Source organism: Stutzerimonas kunmingensis (genome assembly GCF_021432085.1).
Classification (GTDB): domain Bacteria; phylum Pseudomonadota; class Gammaproteobacteria; order Pseudomonadales; family Pseudomonadaceae; genus Stutzerimonas.
Window position 1 is genome coordinate 4721384 of the sequence record NZ_CP090366.1, and the last position, 15800, is coordinate 4737183.

Sequence of the window (15800 nt, forward strand, 5' to 3'; positions counted from 1 at the left end):
AGCGGAGAGCGGAAACGGGTGTGCCGACCAGGCGCGATATTTGATCAAGTCATTCATCATGTTTAACTCCGAAGCACGCAAATTTCGGCACAAGGGAAAGCTTGGACCCGTTTATGAGCGAGCCTCGAATAGTTCGTAAATATTGTTTGGCTTTATTGCAGATCAGACCTGTCGTTTATATAACCTAAACTTTACATTTATGTCAGTTACCTAAACTAACATATTTTCAGCGTACTACTCGCAAAACACCTGCTATCTCCGCCGCCGCAAACCACAAATAACCTGCTACCTCCTCTTCAAAATCAATACAACTATTTCACCAACAAACGTGAAAATGTAATGCACAAGTAAGGTTTACGACAGCTTCTTCTCCGTAGGCTATTAGTAATAGCCTGATCTGTAAGGTAGTTTTTCCTACGCCCACAGCCAAAGTCAGAAAAACAACCATTAGGAGGTTGTCATGAGACCGCACCGACGCACACCCCTCGCTCCAATTTGCTTCGTGGGAATACTCCTCGCTGGGACGACGCTCGCTGATGATGACATGCACAAGAAGGATGCCATGCCAGGCGCCATGGGGCAGCAGCCCGCCAGCACCCCGGCGGCACCTCACGCTCCAGCGGCGCACCCTACCGATCCGAAGTCCCCTGCTTCTCAGAATGCGCCCGCAACGCCCGATGCCATGGCCACGCACATGGAGGAGATGGCAGCCATGATGCGCGAACGGGGGCAAGCCATGGAGGCCATGGGCCGACAGATGCAGGAAGGCAGCATGCAGATGCATCAGCAGGCCATGGCGATGAAGGCTGGCGATGCCTCCGCGCATAAGGACATGGACATGCCCGCCACGATGCAGCACATGCAGCAGATGAAGGAGGACATGGAGCACTGCGAGATGCAGATGCAGAAGGTCGACGCCACCATGCAGAAGATGGATTCGAGCATGGGCGGGGGCATGGCCAAGAAGAAGATGGGCCATATGTAGTGGAGGCCGCCGCGGTGCTGACGGAAGGCTTCGTGGGGTGGAAGCGAGTCGCCGCCCTGGCCACGCTGGCGATGCTGCTGGCTCATGGAGCGGCCGGCGCTCAGTCGGCTGCTGATCCACACGCAGCCCATCCGCCAGACAAGACCGGCGGCACGACGGCTGCGCAGCCGGACGCTGCCGGCACGTCATCGGCCCGGGACAGCGGCTCGATGGCTGGTATGCCGATAGGCACCACGCCGCCGGCTGGCGCGCCGATGGGCGATGACGATCACGCCGCGCATCATCCGGACAAGGCCGGAAGCATGGCGGTACCGCAGCCGGCGCCAGCCGATGGCATGCCGGCGCAAAGCAGCAGCTCGATGAACGGCATGCCGATGAGCGCCACACCGCCGGCTGACGCATCGGCGGGCGATGACGATCACGCCGCGCATCACCCGGACGCGACTGCCAGCATGCCGGCTTCGAGTGGTGCATCGATGGCCGGTTCCATGGGCGGCATGATGGACGACATGATGCGCGGCTGCCGCGGAGACGAGTGCGGTCGGGATCGGCGCCTCAACAAGCTGCTGTATCCGCAGCTGATGGCGCTGCCGGATCTACCGCCGGAGCGGCGCGCGAGCGTTGAGCAGCTCGCCCACCACCGGATGCACGAAGGGATCCAGCTATTGGCGTCCCTGTCGTCGGAGGCGTCGCACGCGGTCCAGCGCAACGACTACGGCGGCCTGCAGGAAGCATCCGACCGCATGCGCGTGGCCTGGGGCGAATTCGACAGCGGCTTGTCGGCCTACCGCGCACTGGCCGAAGGACAGGCGCCGCGGGGGATCGCGCTGGCGTGGTTCCGGCGCGAGATGAACCTGACCGATCCCCTGACCACGGCCCCGGCGCACGGCGTCTTCGGCCTGTCGGGCTTCCACTACTTCACGATGGCGTTGCTGCTGGCCTTTGCGCTGCTGGCCGCCTGGATGTACGTGGCGCGAACCCGACGCACGAATGCGGTCCTCGCCACGTTGCGCACCGGGGCACCGGTGCCTCCGGCCCCCGCCGCTGCGCCTCGTTCCGGTGTGGCGCCGGCCCCCGCGGCGTCCGTGTCTCCGGGCGTGCCGGCCGAGGGCGAGCCGCAGGCACGCGCACCCGTGTCCACCATGGGCGGCTGGGTGGGCAAGCTGCGGGTCGCACGCGTCTTCCAGGAGACGCCCAAGGTCAAGACGTTTCGGCTGGCGCCAGTGGAGGGCGTGGGTGCGCTGCCGTTCGAGTTCGAGCCCGGCCAGTTCCTCACGCTTTCGGTGCATTCAGGCGGGAACCAGGTCAAGCGCTCGTATTCGATCGCTTCATCGCCATGCTGCCACGGCTGGTGCGACCTGACGGTCAAGCACGAAAGCGGCGGCATCGTCTCGGGTTACCTGCACGAGCAGGTGAAGGAAGGCGATCTCCTCGATGCGTCCGGCCCCTACGGCCGCTTCACCTTCCGCGGCGTCGAGTCCGACAGTGTCGTGTTCCTGGGCGGCGGCGTCGGCATCACGCCGCTGATGAGTTCCATCCGCTACCTGACCGACCAGAGCTGGAACGGCCGGATCGACCTGGTCTACGCCTGCAAGGACCTGGAAAGCGTGATCTTCCGCGACGAGCTGAACCAACTCGCCCGCCGGCATCCGAACCTGCATGTGTCCATCGTGCTGAGCGACGAGTCATCGGCGGCATGGACCGGCCCGCGTGGGTTCATCACCGCCGAACTGCTGGGGCAGATTCCGCAGATCCGTTCGCGCCGCATCCACTTGTGCGGTCCGTCGGTGATGATGGACGCGGTCCGCAACGAACTGGGCAAGCTGGGCATCGACCTGGCGTCGGTTCATTCCGAGCTGTTCCTGAGCCCCTCCAGGACAGTGCCTCCCGGCCTGGAGGTGTCGGCGGGCGACACGGCGACGGCCGTCACCTGCAGCTTCGAGCGGTCCGGAAAAAAGGCGCCGCTGGCGGCCGGCCAGACCGTTCTCGAGGCCGCCGAAGAGGTCGGCGTTCCGATCGAATATGCCTGCCGGCAGGGTTACTGCGGCCTCTGCAAGATCAAGCTGCTGTCGGGCGAGGTCACCATGGACGTGGACGACGGTCTGACGCCACTCGATCGTTCCTCGGGCGTGATCCTGGCCTGCCAGGCGAAAGCGTCGGCCGATATCTCGGTGGATGCGTAGATGCGCAACCAGGATCGCATCATCGCGACGATCATCTTCTCGATGCTGGTGGTCCTGTGGCTGGGTTTCCTGGTGCACCGCTCTTCCTTCTTCGCCGGAAGCCTCCTGGGTGGCGTGTTCGGCGTCGTAGGCGCGGCGTTCATGCTCGTCCCGCTCACCTACACCGTAATCAAGCGCAGCGCTACGCTGCGCCGCGCATTCACCAGGAAGCATGGCTTCGGCGCATTGCTGCAGGCGCACGTCTATTTCGGCTTGGTAGGCGCGCTGTTGGCCATCCTCCATAGCGGGCACAAGTTCCAGAGTGCGCTCGGCGTCGCGCTGACGGCATCGATGCTGCTGAGCGTGCTCACTGGGTTCATCGGCCAGCATTACCTGCGCTACGTCGCGGAGAACATCCGCGAGAAGAAGGCGCAGATCGACGGGCTGTGGCGCCTTCTGGATGGGCAGTACTGGGCCTACGCGCAAGGACCAACAGCGGGCGTTGCCGGTACGCCCAAGGCCAGCGCCGAACTGCTGCCACTGGCATCCGCCGCCGCCGATCTGCAGTACTCGATCCAGTTCCAGGAGCGGGTGCGCAGGCTGTTCAACGCCTGGCTGTCGGCACACATCGCGTTCTCGATCATCTTCTATCTTCTGCTGGCGTTGCATATCTGGGCTGGCATCTACTTCGGGTTGCGGTGGTTCAGATGAGTCGAAAGGGAAAGATCCTCGCCGCGCTGCTCGCGGTCCTGGCGCCGGTGTCGGCAGTCGCACTGTGGACATACCTTCCGCAAATGCAGCGCGCCGCGACGTGGCAGAACATGGCCTCTCCGGGCCCCCTGTCCAGCGCACATGCGTTTCTCAAAGAGGACTGTGCGGCGTGCCACACGCCGGTGAAGGGCGTGGAGGACGCGACTTGCGTGGCCTGCCATGCAAACGAGACCGTCCTGGTCCAGCGACAACCGACGGCATTCCATGCCGACATCGCCGGCTCGAACAACTGCGTGGCCTGCCACAAGGAACACGACGCCGGCCGCAGCCTGCGTGGTATGGACCATGCGGCTTTGACCGACATCATCGTGCGATGGCTCGATCGGGCCCCGGAGGGTCATGAGGGGGCGGTGCTGCTCGCGCACCTCAAGGCACACCGGCCCGAGGCGCTGCCGGGCAACCTCTCGCTTGCCAACGGCATGACTTACAAGGAGACGCTGCTGGACTGTGCGAGCTGCCACAAGACCACCGACCCGCACGTCCAGGTCTTCGGAAACGACTGCGCGACATGCCACGGCACGACCACATGGTCGATTGCCGAGTACCGGCATCCACCGCCGAGTTCCACCGAGTGCGGCCAGTGCCACCTCGCGCCGCTCAGCCACTACAAGGAGCACTTCGGAATGATGTCCAAGCCGATAGCGGGTGTCAGGAATGCGGAACCTGAGCAGTGCTATCTCTGCCACCAGACCACCTCATGGAACGATATTCGGGGAATAGGCATCTATGACCACCATTGACGGGTGTTTCTATGAACCTTGAGGCACCTCATGCAGCGATTGAGATCGCGGTGATCGGGTTCGAGATTGCAGGGGTGCTCGCTATAACTTTCGGAAGTTTCATAGCGCTCTATCGCTTTTTTTTCAATTACAAAGGGGCCGCATTGACGGATCGCTCCCGGTCATTACGGCAAGATATTGGCGGCGCGATTGTGCTAGGACTAGAATTCCTCGTTGCTGCCGATGTCATACGAACGGTTGTAATTGAGCCCTCGCTACGAAACGTTGCAGTACTTGGTTTGATAGTACTTGTCCGAACATTTCTCAGCTACACGCTCCATATGGAAAATAAAAGCCGCGAGTCGTAGGCACCCCTCGCGGCTATGTATGTACTACTAAGCACATCGCTCAGCTGGGCAGTTTCCCCAGACGGCCCCATGCCAGTACCCGCACCGATTCGCCATAAAAACGGCAAGGCTAGTAACGATTGTATTGCTGAAATGCTTATGACCACCGCCGCACCAGGAGCATGTCTCGGGCTGCGACTACCGCCTCGGACTCTTACGTTTATGCAGGCTTCGATGGGTCGATAGGTGGTGTCTTATCTCCGACAGTTCGTTCCGGCGACCCGATACTCAACAATCGCCAAATCACCCTTAGAGTCCTCATAGGTAATTTGGGCCGGCATCACATCGTTGCAGGTCATATCGGTTCGCGTGGTACGAATTACCTTGGCGATGTCCAACTTCATCCCATAACGATAATGGACAACTTCGGGAGGCTTCTTTCCGACAGAAGTAGCGTACTCCCGCATAGTATTTTCGTTCGCGCGTATCATTTCGCCATACTCGCGATCTGAGCTACCCTCTGCCAAGGATAATGAGCTCACGCTCATAAAAAACACTGCTGCCGTAATCTTGAAAGCTTTCATAACCAGCTCCTAACTTAACGTGTGTGATGAAATTATAAGAGCGGCAAGCTGTTACTCATATGACACGGTAATTACACTGGTGTTATGAATCAAATTACCCAAGGATTAAGTGGGGCCGGTAGCATTCGAGCAAGCATAGCCATCCCGATTAATTGGCTCAGTTACCTAGCGGCCACACCATATGAAAATCATTCAGCCGTTGAGCTGGGGGTTGCAGGCGCTCAAGTTTTAAATTTGAGAGGCCCATCCACGCAGCGCTTCTGGCTAGGACGGGCCGACGGGTGACAGGCGCCCCTCGGCTCTTGATGAAGGGGCATAGAACTGGCACTGCCGGAGCAGAGAACAGCATCGGCATCGACCAGGGGCGTATTCTCGATATGCGCCGCATCAGACTTTCCCGGCTCAAAGCTGGGATACTGACCGCTGCGATCTCAGACCAAAAGATGGGTCTCGTCGATCACATGCATCGCTTTGCGTGACGTCCGCGTTTGCAAGCTACCCGCGGCAATTATCGGTGCCTTTTGGAAGACATCACGAGGAAGACCACATACTGCTCGACAATGACAGACTCAACTTGGTAATAGCCTATGTAGGAGGCGATAGCGGCGCGGCCATAAGGGGCGGCATTCAGAATGGCAATGGAGCTTCAAAACGCTGCGTATCGTCACACTTTTGGTCAGGGCCTCATATTCGCGGCAGAGAACGCGATCGCGATCGGCGGCATATCAGAGCGGACTGGTGGTTTTCCACAGCGACTGTAGTGATTTCGTAGCAGCACCACTGGGTCCCCCACAGACATTCGCTCAACTGGTGAAGTAGACGCCAACTGAATGTAAAAATTGTATGTGCTGTGGAAAAATTAAATCACTCGCTCATGTTGCTTTGAGCTGAGCCGAGAAGGCCGACTCAGCCCATTGTTGCATGACACGCTGTCAGGATCCTCCTCCCGTGTAAGGAGACGTTATGATCCGGCTTACCCCTGTGGCAGCTACTCAGAAATAACTTTCTTGTCATTTATTACCATGTGAGCGGTTGTTTATTTTGGCTGGCATTCCGCGGAACTCTACCGCGTGAAGTCGCCCGTCTGGAGTACGAATTTTTATTTCATATGGCCTAACATTTCCCTTAAGTGTGTTATTTATAGCTTTATTATCCGAACGCTCTTTATTCATAGGGGCCACACTCACCACCTCGCCGCGCTTCAGCAGATCCAGCATTACTTGGTGACCATCCCCAACAGTGTGATCGTGCCGCATAGCACTTTCTTGTTCCGTGCCGGCGACGGCTGCGAAAGCTGCCGAAATTAGCGAAATCGTCACCAGTGCTTTACTAATTTGGTTCATCATTTATCCCTCTTCCCCAATTTGCGTTTAAAAAACTATTGCTCGCTTTCTGTCTCAAACATCCCAAGTATAAACTGCACGTCTAGGGTTCCCTTAGCAAAGGGAAGCCTAAGCATCGATGATTGTTGCAGGGTAAGTGCTGATACCTGCAACAACCATAATCGTATTAATATCGCGGAGGTGTCCGTTAAAGTGGTATCAGCCGTTTTTAACGCCTACTGGGGCACCGAGAAATTCGACCGAATGGACGACTCCGTCAGGGGTTTTAATTTTAATCTCATACGTTCTTACATCACTTCCGGACACTGGTGAATTACCCATTGGGGTCACGCTTAGCACTTGCCCGGTTTTTAGCAGATTGACCATCACTTCATGACCATCGCCAACAGTATGGTCGTGTCTCATGGGTTGATCGCCTTTATTTGCAGCGATGAGAAAAGGAGATGTAGCGGTTAGAACAAGGGCGATAACGAGCTTTTGCATGCTTTTCATTGTGCTTTCCTCAGTGTTGGGGCCTGATTTGAGTGTGGCGGGTGAATACTTACGGGATGCTGTCCCTAAAATTACATTGGCGTAACCTCAGTGACAGCCAACAAACGTTCAGCTCCTGCGCTTTGGAAACTGGAAACAGGTCTGAACGACCTGATCTTCCACAAATCGCAATTACTGGTTACCGCAAGGATCTCGATGTCGCCCCTTACCCCTTAAAGGCTTACCTCTTCTACATTCGACAGCGAATATCGAGGAGACATCCACAGTTCGACAGGTCGTACAGCGTCACCAGGCGCGCCGTGTTCCTCACCAAATCACGGAAGCGCGTCACGCAGCCAGACTGGCGCATGGTCACTTCGACTTGGAGCAGCGCTGCGCAAACCCGAGAGCGAGTAAACTTGGTGCAGATTACATTTTTGTAAGCTTTTTAAAAAAATCGAAACCTCACAGCCTCCCGGCTTGTCCGTTCTTAGGTAACACCGAGGGCTGATTATCAAATCTGAGCTCTCACAGTATTAGTAACGCAACTGCCCGGCATGATCGAAAAATACGCAGACTTTAGTCAATGCAATACTGTGGCAGCACATCACCAAGAGGAGTTGATATGAAAATGTCTTATTGGCGTTTCGCTGCGATGGTGGCCACATCAACCGTCATCATGTACGGCGTTATGTATTTGAATACTTACGCTTTTGAGCATGTTCTATGGAGTGAGACCCGTGCTTGGATGGCGTTAGTAATGGGAGCTGTCATGGCGATAGTCATGCTCGCCTTCATGCTCAATATGTACAAGAAAAAGCCCATGAACATAGCGATATTCGCCGGCGGAGCAGCTTCCTTTGCTATTGCCCTGTGGCTTGTTCGTAGCCAGGCAACTGTCGACGATACGGACTATATGAAGGCCATGATTCCTCACCATTCCATAGCCATCATGACAAGTGAGCGCGCTCAGATTTCAGACCCGCGCGTTCGCAAGCTGGCAGATCAAATCATTGAGGCTCAGCGCCGAGAGATCTCTGAGATGAAGTTCCTGATCAATGATCTAGAGAGGGCTAACTGAAAAAACGTATCGAGCAACTTTCTCGCCCCGGCCCGTTTTTCCTTCAAGCGTCACGCGATCCCGACGAGGTCATTGCGCTTATTGAGTTCGCTGACCTGAGCGGCCAGCACACGAACTAACCCGCGATGACGGCGGTGTAGCAAGACGCTCGTCGCGGTAAAAGCTCAACTACTGCTTGACCACCAAACGTGCCCCGTTGCTTTTAGCTGTCATGTACGTGCTCTTTGCCATCCGCATGAGTGTGAGCGTTGGACGCCGGCTCGGCATGATGGTCGCTGGCGCTACTGCCTTTCGTGCTGGAGTTACTTCCACCATGGTGATCATCGCCGTTACTGCTCGAAGAATGGTGATCGGCCTCTGGAGCTGAGCCGCCGTGGTGGTCTGCAGCCGCTATACCGCGACGTCCAGACTCTCCTCCAGCGGCAGCATTGCCATGATGGTCAGAATTGCTGCCATCCAAGCTTTCATGATTGTGCGTCTGGCTCTCACCGCCACCATGCTGGTGACCGCCACTCGCAGCGACGAGCGCTTGGTATTGCGTAGCGTCGATCTTGGGCAACTGGCTGATGAAGGCAACCATGCCCCAGATATATTCGTCGCCCATACTCTTACCCCAGGCCGGCATGCCTGTTGCTTTGATTCCATGCTTAATGACCCAGAAGGCGGATGCAGGGCCTGCGTCAATGCCGATCTTGGCCAGGTTAGGCGGGGCTGGATACAGCGCCTGACTCAGCTCTGTTTGTTCGACACCGGGCGCCAGATGGCACCCAACGCACATGGCGTTGTAGTTCCCGGCCCCGCCACGAATGAGAGCCTCGTCATCTAGATTGGGAATCTCAATGTCCTTGGACCGCGCTTCGATAGAGCGATCACGCGCCATTGAAAGGAACGCATGCACGGCTGGGTAATGAGGATCGTCAGCACCAACGTTGATCAAGCCGGAATAGGCTCCGGCTAATATTGCTGCACTACCGACAGCGCCTGCTACCACCAGGGTTGTAATTGTTTTTTTCATATCAGGCTCTAAAACCACATTCGAATGCCGGCGACAAAGCGCGCCTCTTCAACATCTTCTCCTTCGTCGCGCAGCATGTCTGCGGTATTACCGTATGAGCGACTCCAAGAAATCCCGATGTAGGGCGCAAACTCGCGAACGATTTCGTAGCGCAGGCGCAAACCCAGTTCGGTATTCGCCAGGCCCGAGCCCACTCCTCTTTCAGAATCATTCTTACCGTAGAAATTGGCTTCCGCAGTTGGCTGGAGGATCAGCCGATTGGTAAGCAAGATGTCATAGTCGCCCTCAAGACGCGCCGCAGTCTGGCCGTTTTCGCCGACGAAGGCTGTGGCCTCGGCTTCAAAAGCGTAAAGCGCCATGCCTTGCACACCAAAGGCAGCCCAGGTCTGTGGAGACTCGGGTTTGAAGTCTTGGCGAACGCCAGCAACGACGTCCCACCAGGGGCCGACCGAGCGCCCATACAACAGCTGCAGCTCGGCATCCTCGGTTACGCCGTTAGTACGCTCTCCCTCGGAACGAAACCAGACCCGATTGATATCGCCTCCCACCCAGCCTGAGGCATCCCAGGCCAGGGTGCTGCCCTCATCAGCGTCCTGATATTCAAGCTGATCGAGCAGAAAGAAGCTGTTGATGCCGCTATCGTGCACTGTGTGTCCAGGCAGAGGCGCGAAGGCCGCTTGGCGATCAGCATCCGTGAGGACGGGGATCGGTGTACGACTGGTGGTTCTCGGGGTATCAGCGGAGCTATGGTTCATTTGGGAGTGATCCATGTTGCTGTGATCCATCCCTTTCATTTGCTCTTGCATGGCGCCGTGGCCCATCTTGCTATGGTCCATAGCCGCAGCTTTACTCTGATTTTGGCCATGGTTCATCTGGGAGTGATCCATACTGCCCATCTGGCCTTGCATGGCCTCATGATTCATCTTGCTGTGGTCCATAGCAGGAGTCCCATCCTGCGAATTCTGGCCCTCGGGCATCTGGCTATGATCCATGCCCCCCATCTGCACCTGAGCAGCCCCGTGGTTCATCTTGCTATGGTCCATCGGCATGGAGCCGTGGTCCATAGTCGAGTGATCCATCTCTTCTGCGGCAAAGGTAAAGCCGCTACTCAGTGCGCTCATTGACACCGCCAGCGCAATGAGCGATGGACGTGAAAGCTTAATGGTCATGGTTCGAATCTGCCTCGGCATGGTCGCTGCCATGCTCACCGGTCATTTTTTGGTGGTCCATGCCGTCATGGTCCATCGAGCCGTGATTCATCGAGCCGTGATCCATTTGCTGATTGGCGGGGCCCTGGCCTCGCACCTGAGGAGGCTGCTTCTCACTTGCAGCTTTGGAAGAGTCAACGGCGTGCCGTCCGTGATCGCTGTGATTTTCTTCGGCCAGCGACACTGGGATATACAGGGCAGCCAAAAGGCTCAACATTGCGGCACTGCAGAACAGGTGGTTTCGTTTCGGGGAATTGCTCATTAGATATCTCCTTTACTCATCCACACGAACTTCACGGAACATGCCCATTTCCATGTGGAGCAGCAGGTGGCAGTGATAGGCCCAGCGCCCTAGCGCATCTGCGGTTACGCGATAGCTGCGCTTCGAGCCTGGTGGTACATCAATGGTGTGTTTGCGAACTAGGAAGTTGCCGTTCTCATCCTCCAGATCGCTCCACATGCCATGAAGGTGGATGGGGTGGGTCATCATGGTGTCGTTGACTAAGGTGATACGAACACGCTCGCCATACTTCAATCGCAACGGTTCCGCATCAGAGAACTCAATGCCATCGAATGACCAAGAGAATTTCTCCATGTGACCTGTGAGGTGCAACTCGATGGTACGGCTCGGCTCGCGCCCATCCGGATCGAGGAAGGTGCTGTGCAGATCTGAGTAAGTCAGCACACGGCGACCGTTGTTGCGAAGCCCGATTCCCGGGTCATTCAGCTTGGGAGTTGGCGTCATGGTCTGCATGTCGACCAGAGGGTTATTGGTTTCGGAGGCCGGATGGGGCTGCATCGCTCCACCCATGCCTGCCATCGCTGAATGATCCATGCCAGCCATGCTGTCGTGGTCCATACCTGCCATCTTGCTATGATCCATGCCTGCCATGCCGCCCTGCATGGAGCCATGATCCATTCCCTCCATGCTGCCGTGATCCATTCCCATATCGCTCATGGAGATCAACGGGCGAGGATCAACTTCAGGAACAGGCGCGCTCAGCCCTTCGCGAACGGCCAGGGTGCCGCGTGAATAGCCAGTGCGGTCCATGGACTGCGCGAAGATGGTGTAGGCCTGCTCGCTATCGGGCTCGACTATTACATCGAAGGTTTCGGCCGCAGTAATACGGAACTCATCGACGCTAACAGGTTTGACGTACTGCCCATCGGCCGCCACCACCGTCATCTTTAGACCGGGGATGCGGACATCGAAATAGGTCATGGCCGATGCATTGATGAAGCGCAGACGGATTTTCTCACCCGGCTTGAAAATACCAGTCCAGTTGTTATCCGGCGCCTGGCCATTCATCAAGTAGGTGTAGGTATAGCCACTGACATCGGCAAGATCAGTCGGGCTCATTTTCATCTCGGCCCACATCTTCCGATCAGCGATCGCTGCGGACCACCCCATCTCGCTCACGTCATCGACGAAGTCGCCGACAGTACGTTTGTGGAAGTTGTAGTAATCCGATTGCTTTTTGAGCTTGGCCAGAACCCGTTCCGGATCTTCGTCAGTCCAGTCACTTAGTAGCACGACGTAGTCACGGTCGTAGCTGAACGGCTCCGGCTCTTTAGCATCGATCACCAGAGCACCATAGACGCCAGCCTGCTCCTGCAGTCCCGAGTGACTGTGGTACCAATAGGTGCCGTTCTGGTTAACCTTGAATTTGTACTCATACATGCCATCGGGGGCGATGCCGTGGAAACTCAGGCCAGGTACGCCATCCATGTTCGCCGGCAGGATGATGCCGTGCCAGTGAATCGAGGTATCTTCCTGCAGACGATTACGAACGCGCAGAGTCACGGTATCGCCTTCCCGCCACCGCAGGGTCGGCCCCGGAAGTGAGCCATTGATGGTCATCGCGGTACGAGCCGCGCCAGTAATATTTACCGGGGTTTCACCGATGAACAGATCAAAATCGGTACCGGCCAGCACGTTGGCCTGACCGGGACTGGTCACGGCCCAGACCGGCATACGCCACATGCCTAAGCCGCCGAGAATACTGGTGGCGGCTAGCCCCTTGATGAAAGTGCGCCTTGTGGTTTTGCTTTGCATCCCGTTATGTCCATTAATCAGATGAGCCGGTGGTGAGCAATCCGGTCTCGGGTTCGTTGACTGCCCCACTATCGAGATTCCACCTTCAACCTTTCCCACTGTTGTGTGAACTCGTTCCAGCGAGCAGCGCCTCTTCAGCAGTTGGTAAGCTCAGCTTATTTGGCGTCGCAATTTGCAACAGGCGCCTCGGCTTATGCTGCTTGGAGGCGACAGATTCTCAAACCGCCACTCAGGTGCCCCATATGCCAACTGACACATTCGCCCCTGCCAAGTCGGAGTACTCGGCAACGCATGAAAACAGGGGCATTGTTCGATCCCCCTCGAAATACCCGTTAATTCGGTTTCCGTTTGAACGGAGTGCTTTGTTCTTCAGGCACGACGCCAACTTAACCGCGGCATCCTGTCACAGGCCTTAGCGAAACATTACAGTTCTGTCAGGTTCTAGTTTTTCTGACTGTTAAGTTCCGGTGTGGCTGTTCAACAAATGGCTGACTTCAGCCGTCACGGATTTTGAAAGTGGAGCATCGGTAAAAACGATCAAGTCATCTGCCCACGTCTTAGCTTTCAGCCGCCGCAAGTACATGCTGCGGCGGGCTGCGATCTGCCAGCTGACGTCGACTTCCGGGAGCGACCAGGTTGCATGCTTTACATTCGGTCGTCGGCTTGACGCAGTCGTTCCAGAAAACTCTCGGCGTCGGTTTCACCAACCGTGCGAAGGTCCTGCCACTCATCACCACTGGGGGCAAACAATTGCAGTGCCGGCGGGCCAAACAGCTGGTAGCGATCAAGCAGCGCGCGTTGCTCGGCATCGCTACGCGTCATATCGAAGCGCACCAGCCGGTAATCAGCCAGCTGTTCGCGCACAGAGGACACTTCGAGTACTTCTCGTTCGATTACTTTGCAACTGATGCACCAGTCGGCGTACCAGTCCAGCAGCAAAGGTTGGCCGGCAGTTTTCGCTGACAACAGTGCCGCATCCAGGGCTGCTGGGGTGTCCAGGGTCTGCCAGCCGACGGTTGCGCCGATTTGATGCAAGCCTTGGGCGTCCAGGCGACCCAGTGGGCGCAGCGGGTCGGTTTGACCTTGCAAAGCGCCCACCCAACTGCTGATGCCGTAAACCAGCAAGGCCACACCAAGCAACTGGGCAAGCTTCTGCTTGCCGGGCTTAGGAATAAATTCCAGGGCGCCCAGCCACAACGCAGTGCCAACCGCCAACAGGCCCCACAAGGCCAGCGTCACGGGAGCTGGTAACACACGCTCCAGCAGCCATACAGAGACACCCAGCAACATCAGACCGAAAACCTTGCGTACGCCGACCATCCAGGTCCCGGACTTGGGCAACAAGGCGGCGCCACCAGTGGCGAACAACACCAACGGCGCCCCCATGCCCAGACCCAGCGAAAACAGCTTCAGCCCGCCGCCCAGGGCATCGCCGGTGGCGCTGATGTACAGCAGCGCACCGACCAGTGGTGCTGTCACGCAGGGTGATACAAGCAGGCTTGACAGCACGCCTAGCGTTGCGGCCCCTATCATTGAACCCCCGCGGGTTCGGCTGGCCAGGCGATCCATTCGTTCGGTAATAAAGCGCGGCATACGCAACTCGAACACCCCGAACATGGCCAGGGCAAATACCGAAAAGAACAGCGCAAAGGGCACCAGTAGCCACGGTGACTGCAGGCGCGCCTGCAGGTTGAGGCCAGCTCCGAACATGCCCATCAGCGCTCCGAGCAGTGCGAAGCAGGCAGCCATGGGAAGTACGTAGGCAAGCGACAGGCGAAAACCTCGTAGCCCACCGAGTTGTCCACGCAGCACTACGCCGGAAAGGATGGGCAGCATCGGCAGCACGCAGGGAGTGAAAGTCAGCCCCAAACCGGCCAGAAAGAACAGTGCCAGACTTCCCCAGTCCAAGGTCGTTTCCGGTTGCGCAGGCGATACCGGGGGCGAGTTACCGATCTGAAAAGTGCGCATTTCAGGTGGGTAGCACAGTCCCAGATCGGCGCAGCCCTGGTAGCTCACCTGCAGGGTGAACGGCCTGTTCTGAGGGTTATCAATCGGTAGTTCTAAGTCCGTAATGCCGTAGAACACCTCGACATCGCCGAAATACTCATCGGTTTTCGGTTCGGCTGCAGGCCATTGCGGGGTGCCGATTGTTACTTGCGGATGGTCGCTGTTGAAGGCGAAACGATGTTTGTAGAGGTAATAGCCATCGGCATTTATGAACCGCAGGCGAATACTGTCGGTGTCGGCTTCTATCAGATCAAGGCCAAAGGCCAGATCCACCGGCAGGAAGTCCTGGCTGTTATTCAGGGGGGCGTTGAACAGGGCCGGCTGTGAGCGAGGCAGATCAAAAATCCCAGCACTGACCGGCAGTGGGATCAGTAAAAGCAGGCACAGCAAAAGGCGGAACATGGGTATCTCGCGGAACAAGAGTTAACGAAAGGCTCCGGACATAATTCCGCCTCGCAAGTCAGGAAACTGTCCTGAGCAAGCGAGCCGGACGGGGTGATCGCTGCGATCATCCAGTGATCACCCCCGCGTTCTCTTTGCTGCCACCCGCCTGGGAAAGCCGGTCAGCGGCACGGAGCCTGAATTTACGGGTACTTGGCGAGGACCTCATCCTGCCCTGAACGGGTAAGCCCGATTACCTCGTAGGCATGTTTGGCATCACCGTGCTCCATACCGGGCGATCCAGCCGGCATGCCGGGCACGGCAATACCTAGCAGGTCGGAACGCTTGCGCAATTCGAGTATCTGCGCCACCGGCACGTGGCCTTCAACGAACTTGCCGTTGATCACACCGGTGTGACAGGACGCCAGACGCGGCTCCACTCCTAGGTCTTGCTTCACCGAACGCATGTTGCGTTCAACATGGTCGCGGACCGCAAAGCCGTTGTCCTCCAGATAGGAGATCCAGTCCTTGCAGCAACCACAGTTGGCGTCTCGGTGTACATCGATGATCAAGGGTTCAGCGGCATGGATCGCCCCACTTACCAGCAGCGCCGCAAGGGCTGATATACGCAGTTTTCTAGACATATAAGAACCTTGTTTGCCTCTCGTTT

General features: G+C 57.2%; 15 protein-coding genes. 6 read left to right on the plus strand and 9 right to left on the minus strand.

The window, feature by feature from the left end; all coding sequences use genetic code 11:
• Positions 1-712 precede the first annotated feature (712 nt).
• From LW136_RS22490 to LW136_RS22510, 5 genes are read left to right on the plus strand one after another with little or no spacing between them, the layout of a single operon-like run.
• Entirely contained in the window at positions 713-985 is a 273-nt protein-coding gene (locus LW136_RS22490) for a hypothetical protein (protein WP_181063899.1), read from the plus strand.
• 14 nt (positions 986-999) lie between these two features.
• Positions 1000-3168, plus strand: coding sequence for a 2Fe-2S iron-sulfur cluster-binding protein (locus LW136_RS22495; RefSeq protein ID WP_234174297.1), 2169 nt, complete (start codon positions 1000-1002; stop codon positions 3166-3168).
• Positions 3169-3858, plus strand: coding sequence for a hypothetical protein (locus LW136_RS22500; protein ID WP_003292130.1), 690 nt, complete (start codon positions 3169-3171; stop codon positions 3856-3858).
• A complete protein-coding gene (locus tag LW136_RS22505) occupies positions 3855-4658 on the plus strand; it encodes a multiheme c-type cytochrome (RefSeq protein WP_003298494.1) in 804 nt (267 codons plus the stop codon). Before LW136_RS22500 ends, LW136_RS22505 begins: the two co-directional genes overlap by 4 nt.
• An 11-nt stretch (positions 4659-4669) precedes the next feature.
• A complete protein-coding gene (locus LW136_RS22510) occupies positions 4670-5005 on the plus strand; it encodes a DUF1622 domain-containing protein (RefSeq protein ID WP_003298493.1) in 336 nt (111 codons plus the stop codon).
• 233 nt (positions 5006-5238) lie between these two features.
• On the opposite strand, the gene LW136_RS22515 is transcribed toward LW136_RS22510, so the two are convergent.
• The 3 genes from LW136_RS22515 to LW136_RS22525 form a co-directional block, all read right to left on the minus strand.
• Complete coding sequence (locus LW136_RS22515; RefSeq protein WP_003292133.1) at positions 5239-5568, minus strand: DUF2790 domain-containing protein; 330 nt, start codon at positions 5566-5568, stop codon at positions 5239-5241.
• Positions 5569-6578: 1010 nt separating this feature from the next.
• Positions 6579-6914: a hypothetical protein gene (locus LW136_RS22520; RefSeq protein ID WP_011914422.1), complete on the minus strand. Its 336-nt coding sequence runs from the start codon at positions 6912-6914 to the stop codon at positions 6579-6581.
• A gap of 195 nt (positions 6915-7109) precedes the next feature.
• Entirely contained in the window at positions 7110-7403 is a 294-nt protein-coding gene (locus LW136_RS22525; RefSeq protein WP_011914423.1) for a hypothetical protein, read from the minus strand.
• 604 nt (positions 7404-8007) lie between these two features.
• Between LW136_RS22525 and LW136_RS22530 the strand changes: the two genes are divergently transcribed.
• On the plus strand, positions 8008-8463 hold the full coding sequence (locus tag LW136_RS22530; RefSeq protein ID WP_003292136.1) for a DUF305 domain-containing protein: 456 nt from the start codon (positions 8008-8010) through the stop codon (positions 8461-8463).
• A 202-nt stretch (positions 8464-8665) separates the two neighbouring features.
• On the opposite strand, the gene LW136_RS22535 is transcribed toward LW136_RS22530, so the two are convergent.
• From LW136_RS22535 to LW136_RS22560, 6 genes are all read right to left on the minus strand, one after another.
• The gene (locus LW136_RS22535; RefSeq protein WP_014853004.1) at positions 8666-9478 is read right to left on the minus strand and encodes a c-type cytochrome; all 813 of its coding nucleotides are present in this window, start codon (positions 9476-9478) and stop codon (positions 8666-8668) included.
• An 8-nt stretch (positions 9479-9486) separates the two neighbouring features.
• Entirely contained in the window at positions 9487-10647 is a 1161-nt protein-coding gene (locus LW136_RS22540; protein ID WP_003292138.1) for a copper resistance protein B, read from the minus strand.
• Positions 10637-10948, minus strand: a complete 312-nt coding sequence (locus tag LW136_RS22545) for a hypothetical protein (protein ID WP_003298487.1) — start codon at positions 10946-10948, stop codon at positions 10637-10639. The genes LW136_RS22540 and LW136_RS22545 overlap by 11 nt, the downstream gene beginning before the upstream one ends.
• Before the next feature lie 12 nt (positions 10949-10960).
• Positions 10961-12742 (minus strand): copper resistance system multicopper oxidase, encoded by a 1782-nt coding sequence (locus LW136_RS22550; RefSeq protein WP_014597614.1) that lies wholly within the window; start codon positions 12740-12742, stop codon positions 10961-10963.
• 645 nt (positions 12743-13387) lie between these two features.
• On the minus strand, positions 13388-15151 hold the full coding sequence (locus tag LW136_RS22555) for a protein-disulfide reductase DsbD (RefSeq protein ID WP_234174299.1): 1764 nt from the start codon (positions 15149-15151) through the stop codon (positions 13388-13390).
• Positions 15152-15333: 182 nt separating this feature from the next.
• Positions 15334-15774 (minus strand): DUF411 domain-containing protein, encoded by a 441-nt coding sequence (locus LW136_RS22560; protein WP_014597615.1) that lies wholly within the window; start codon positions 15772-15774, stop codon positions 15334-15336.
• Positions 15775-15800 lie beyond the last annotated feature (26 nt).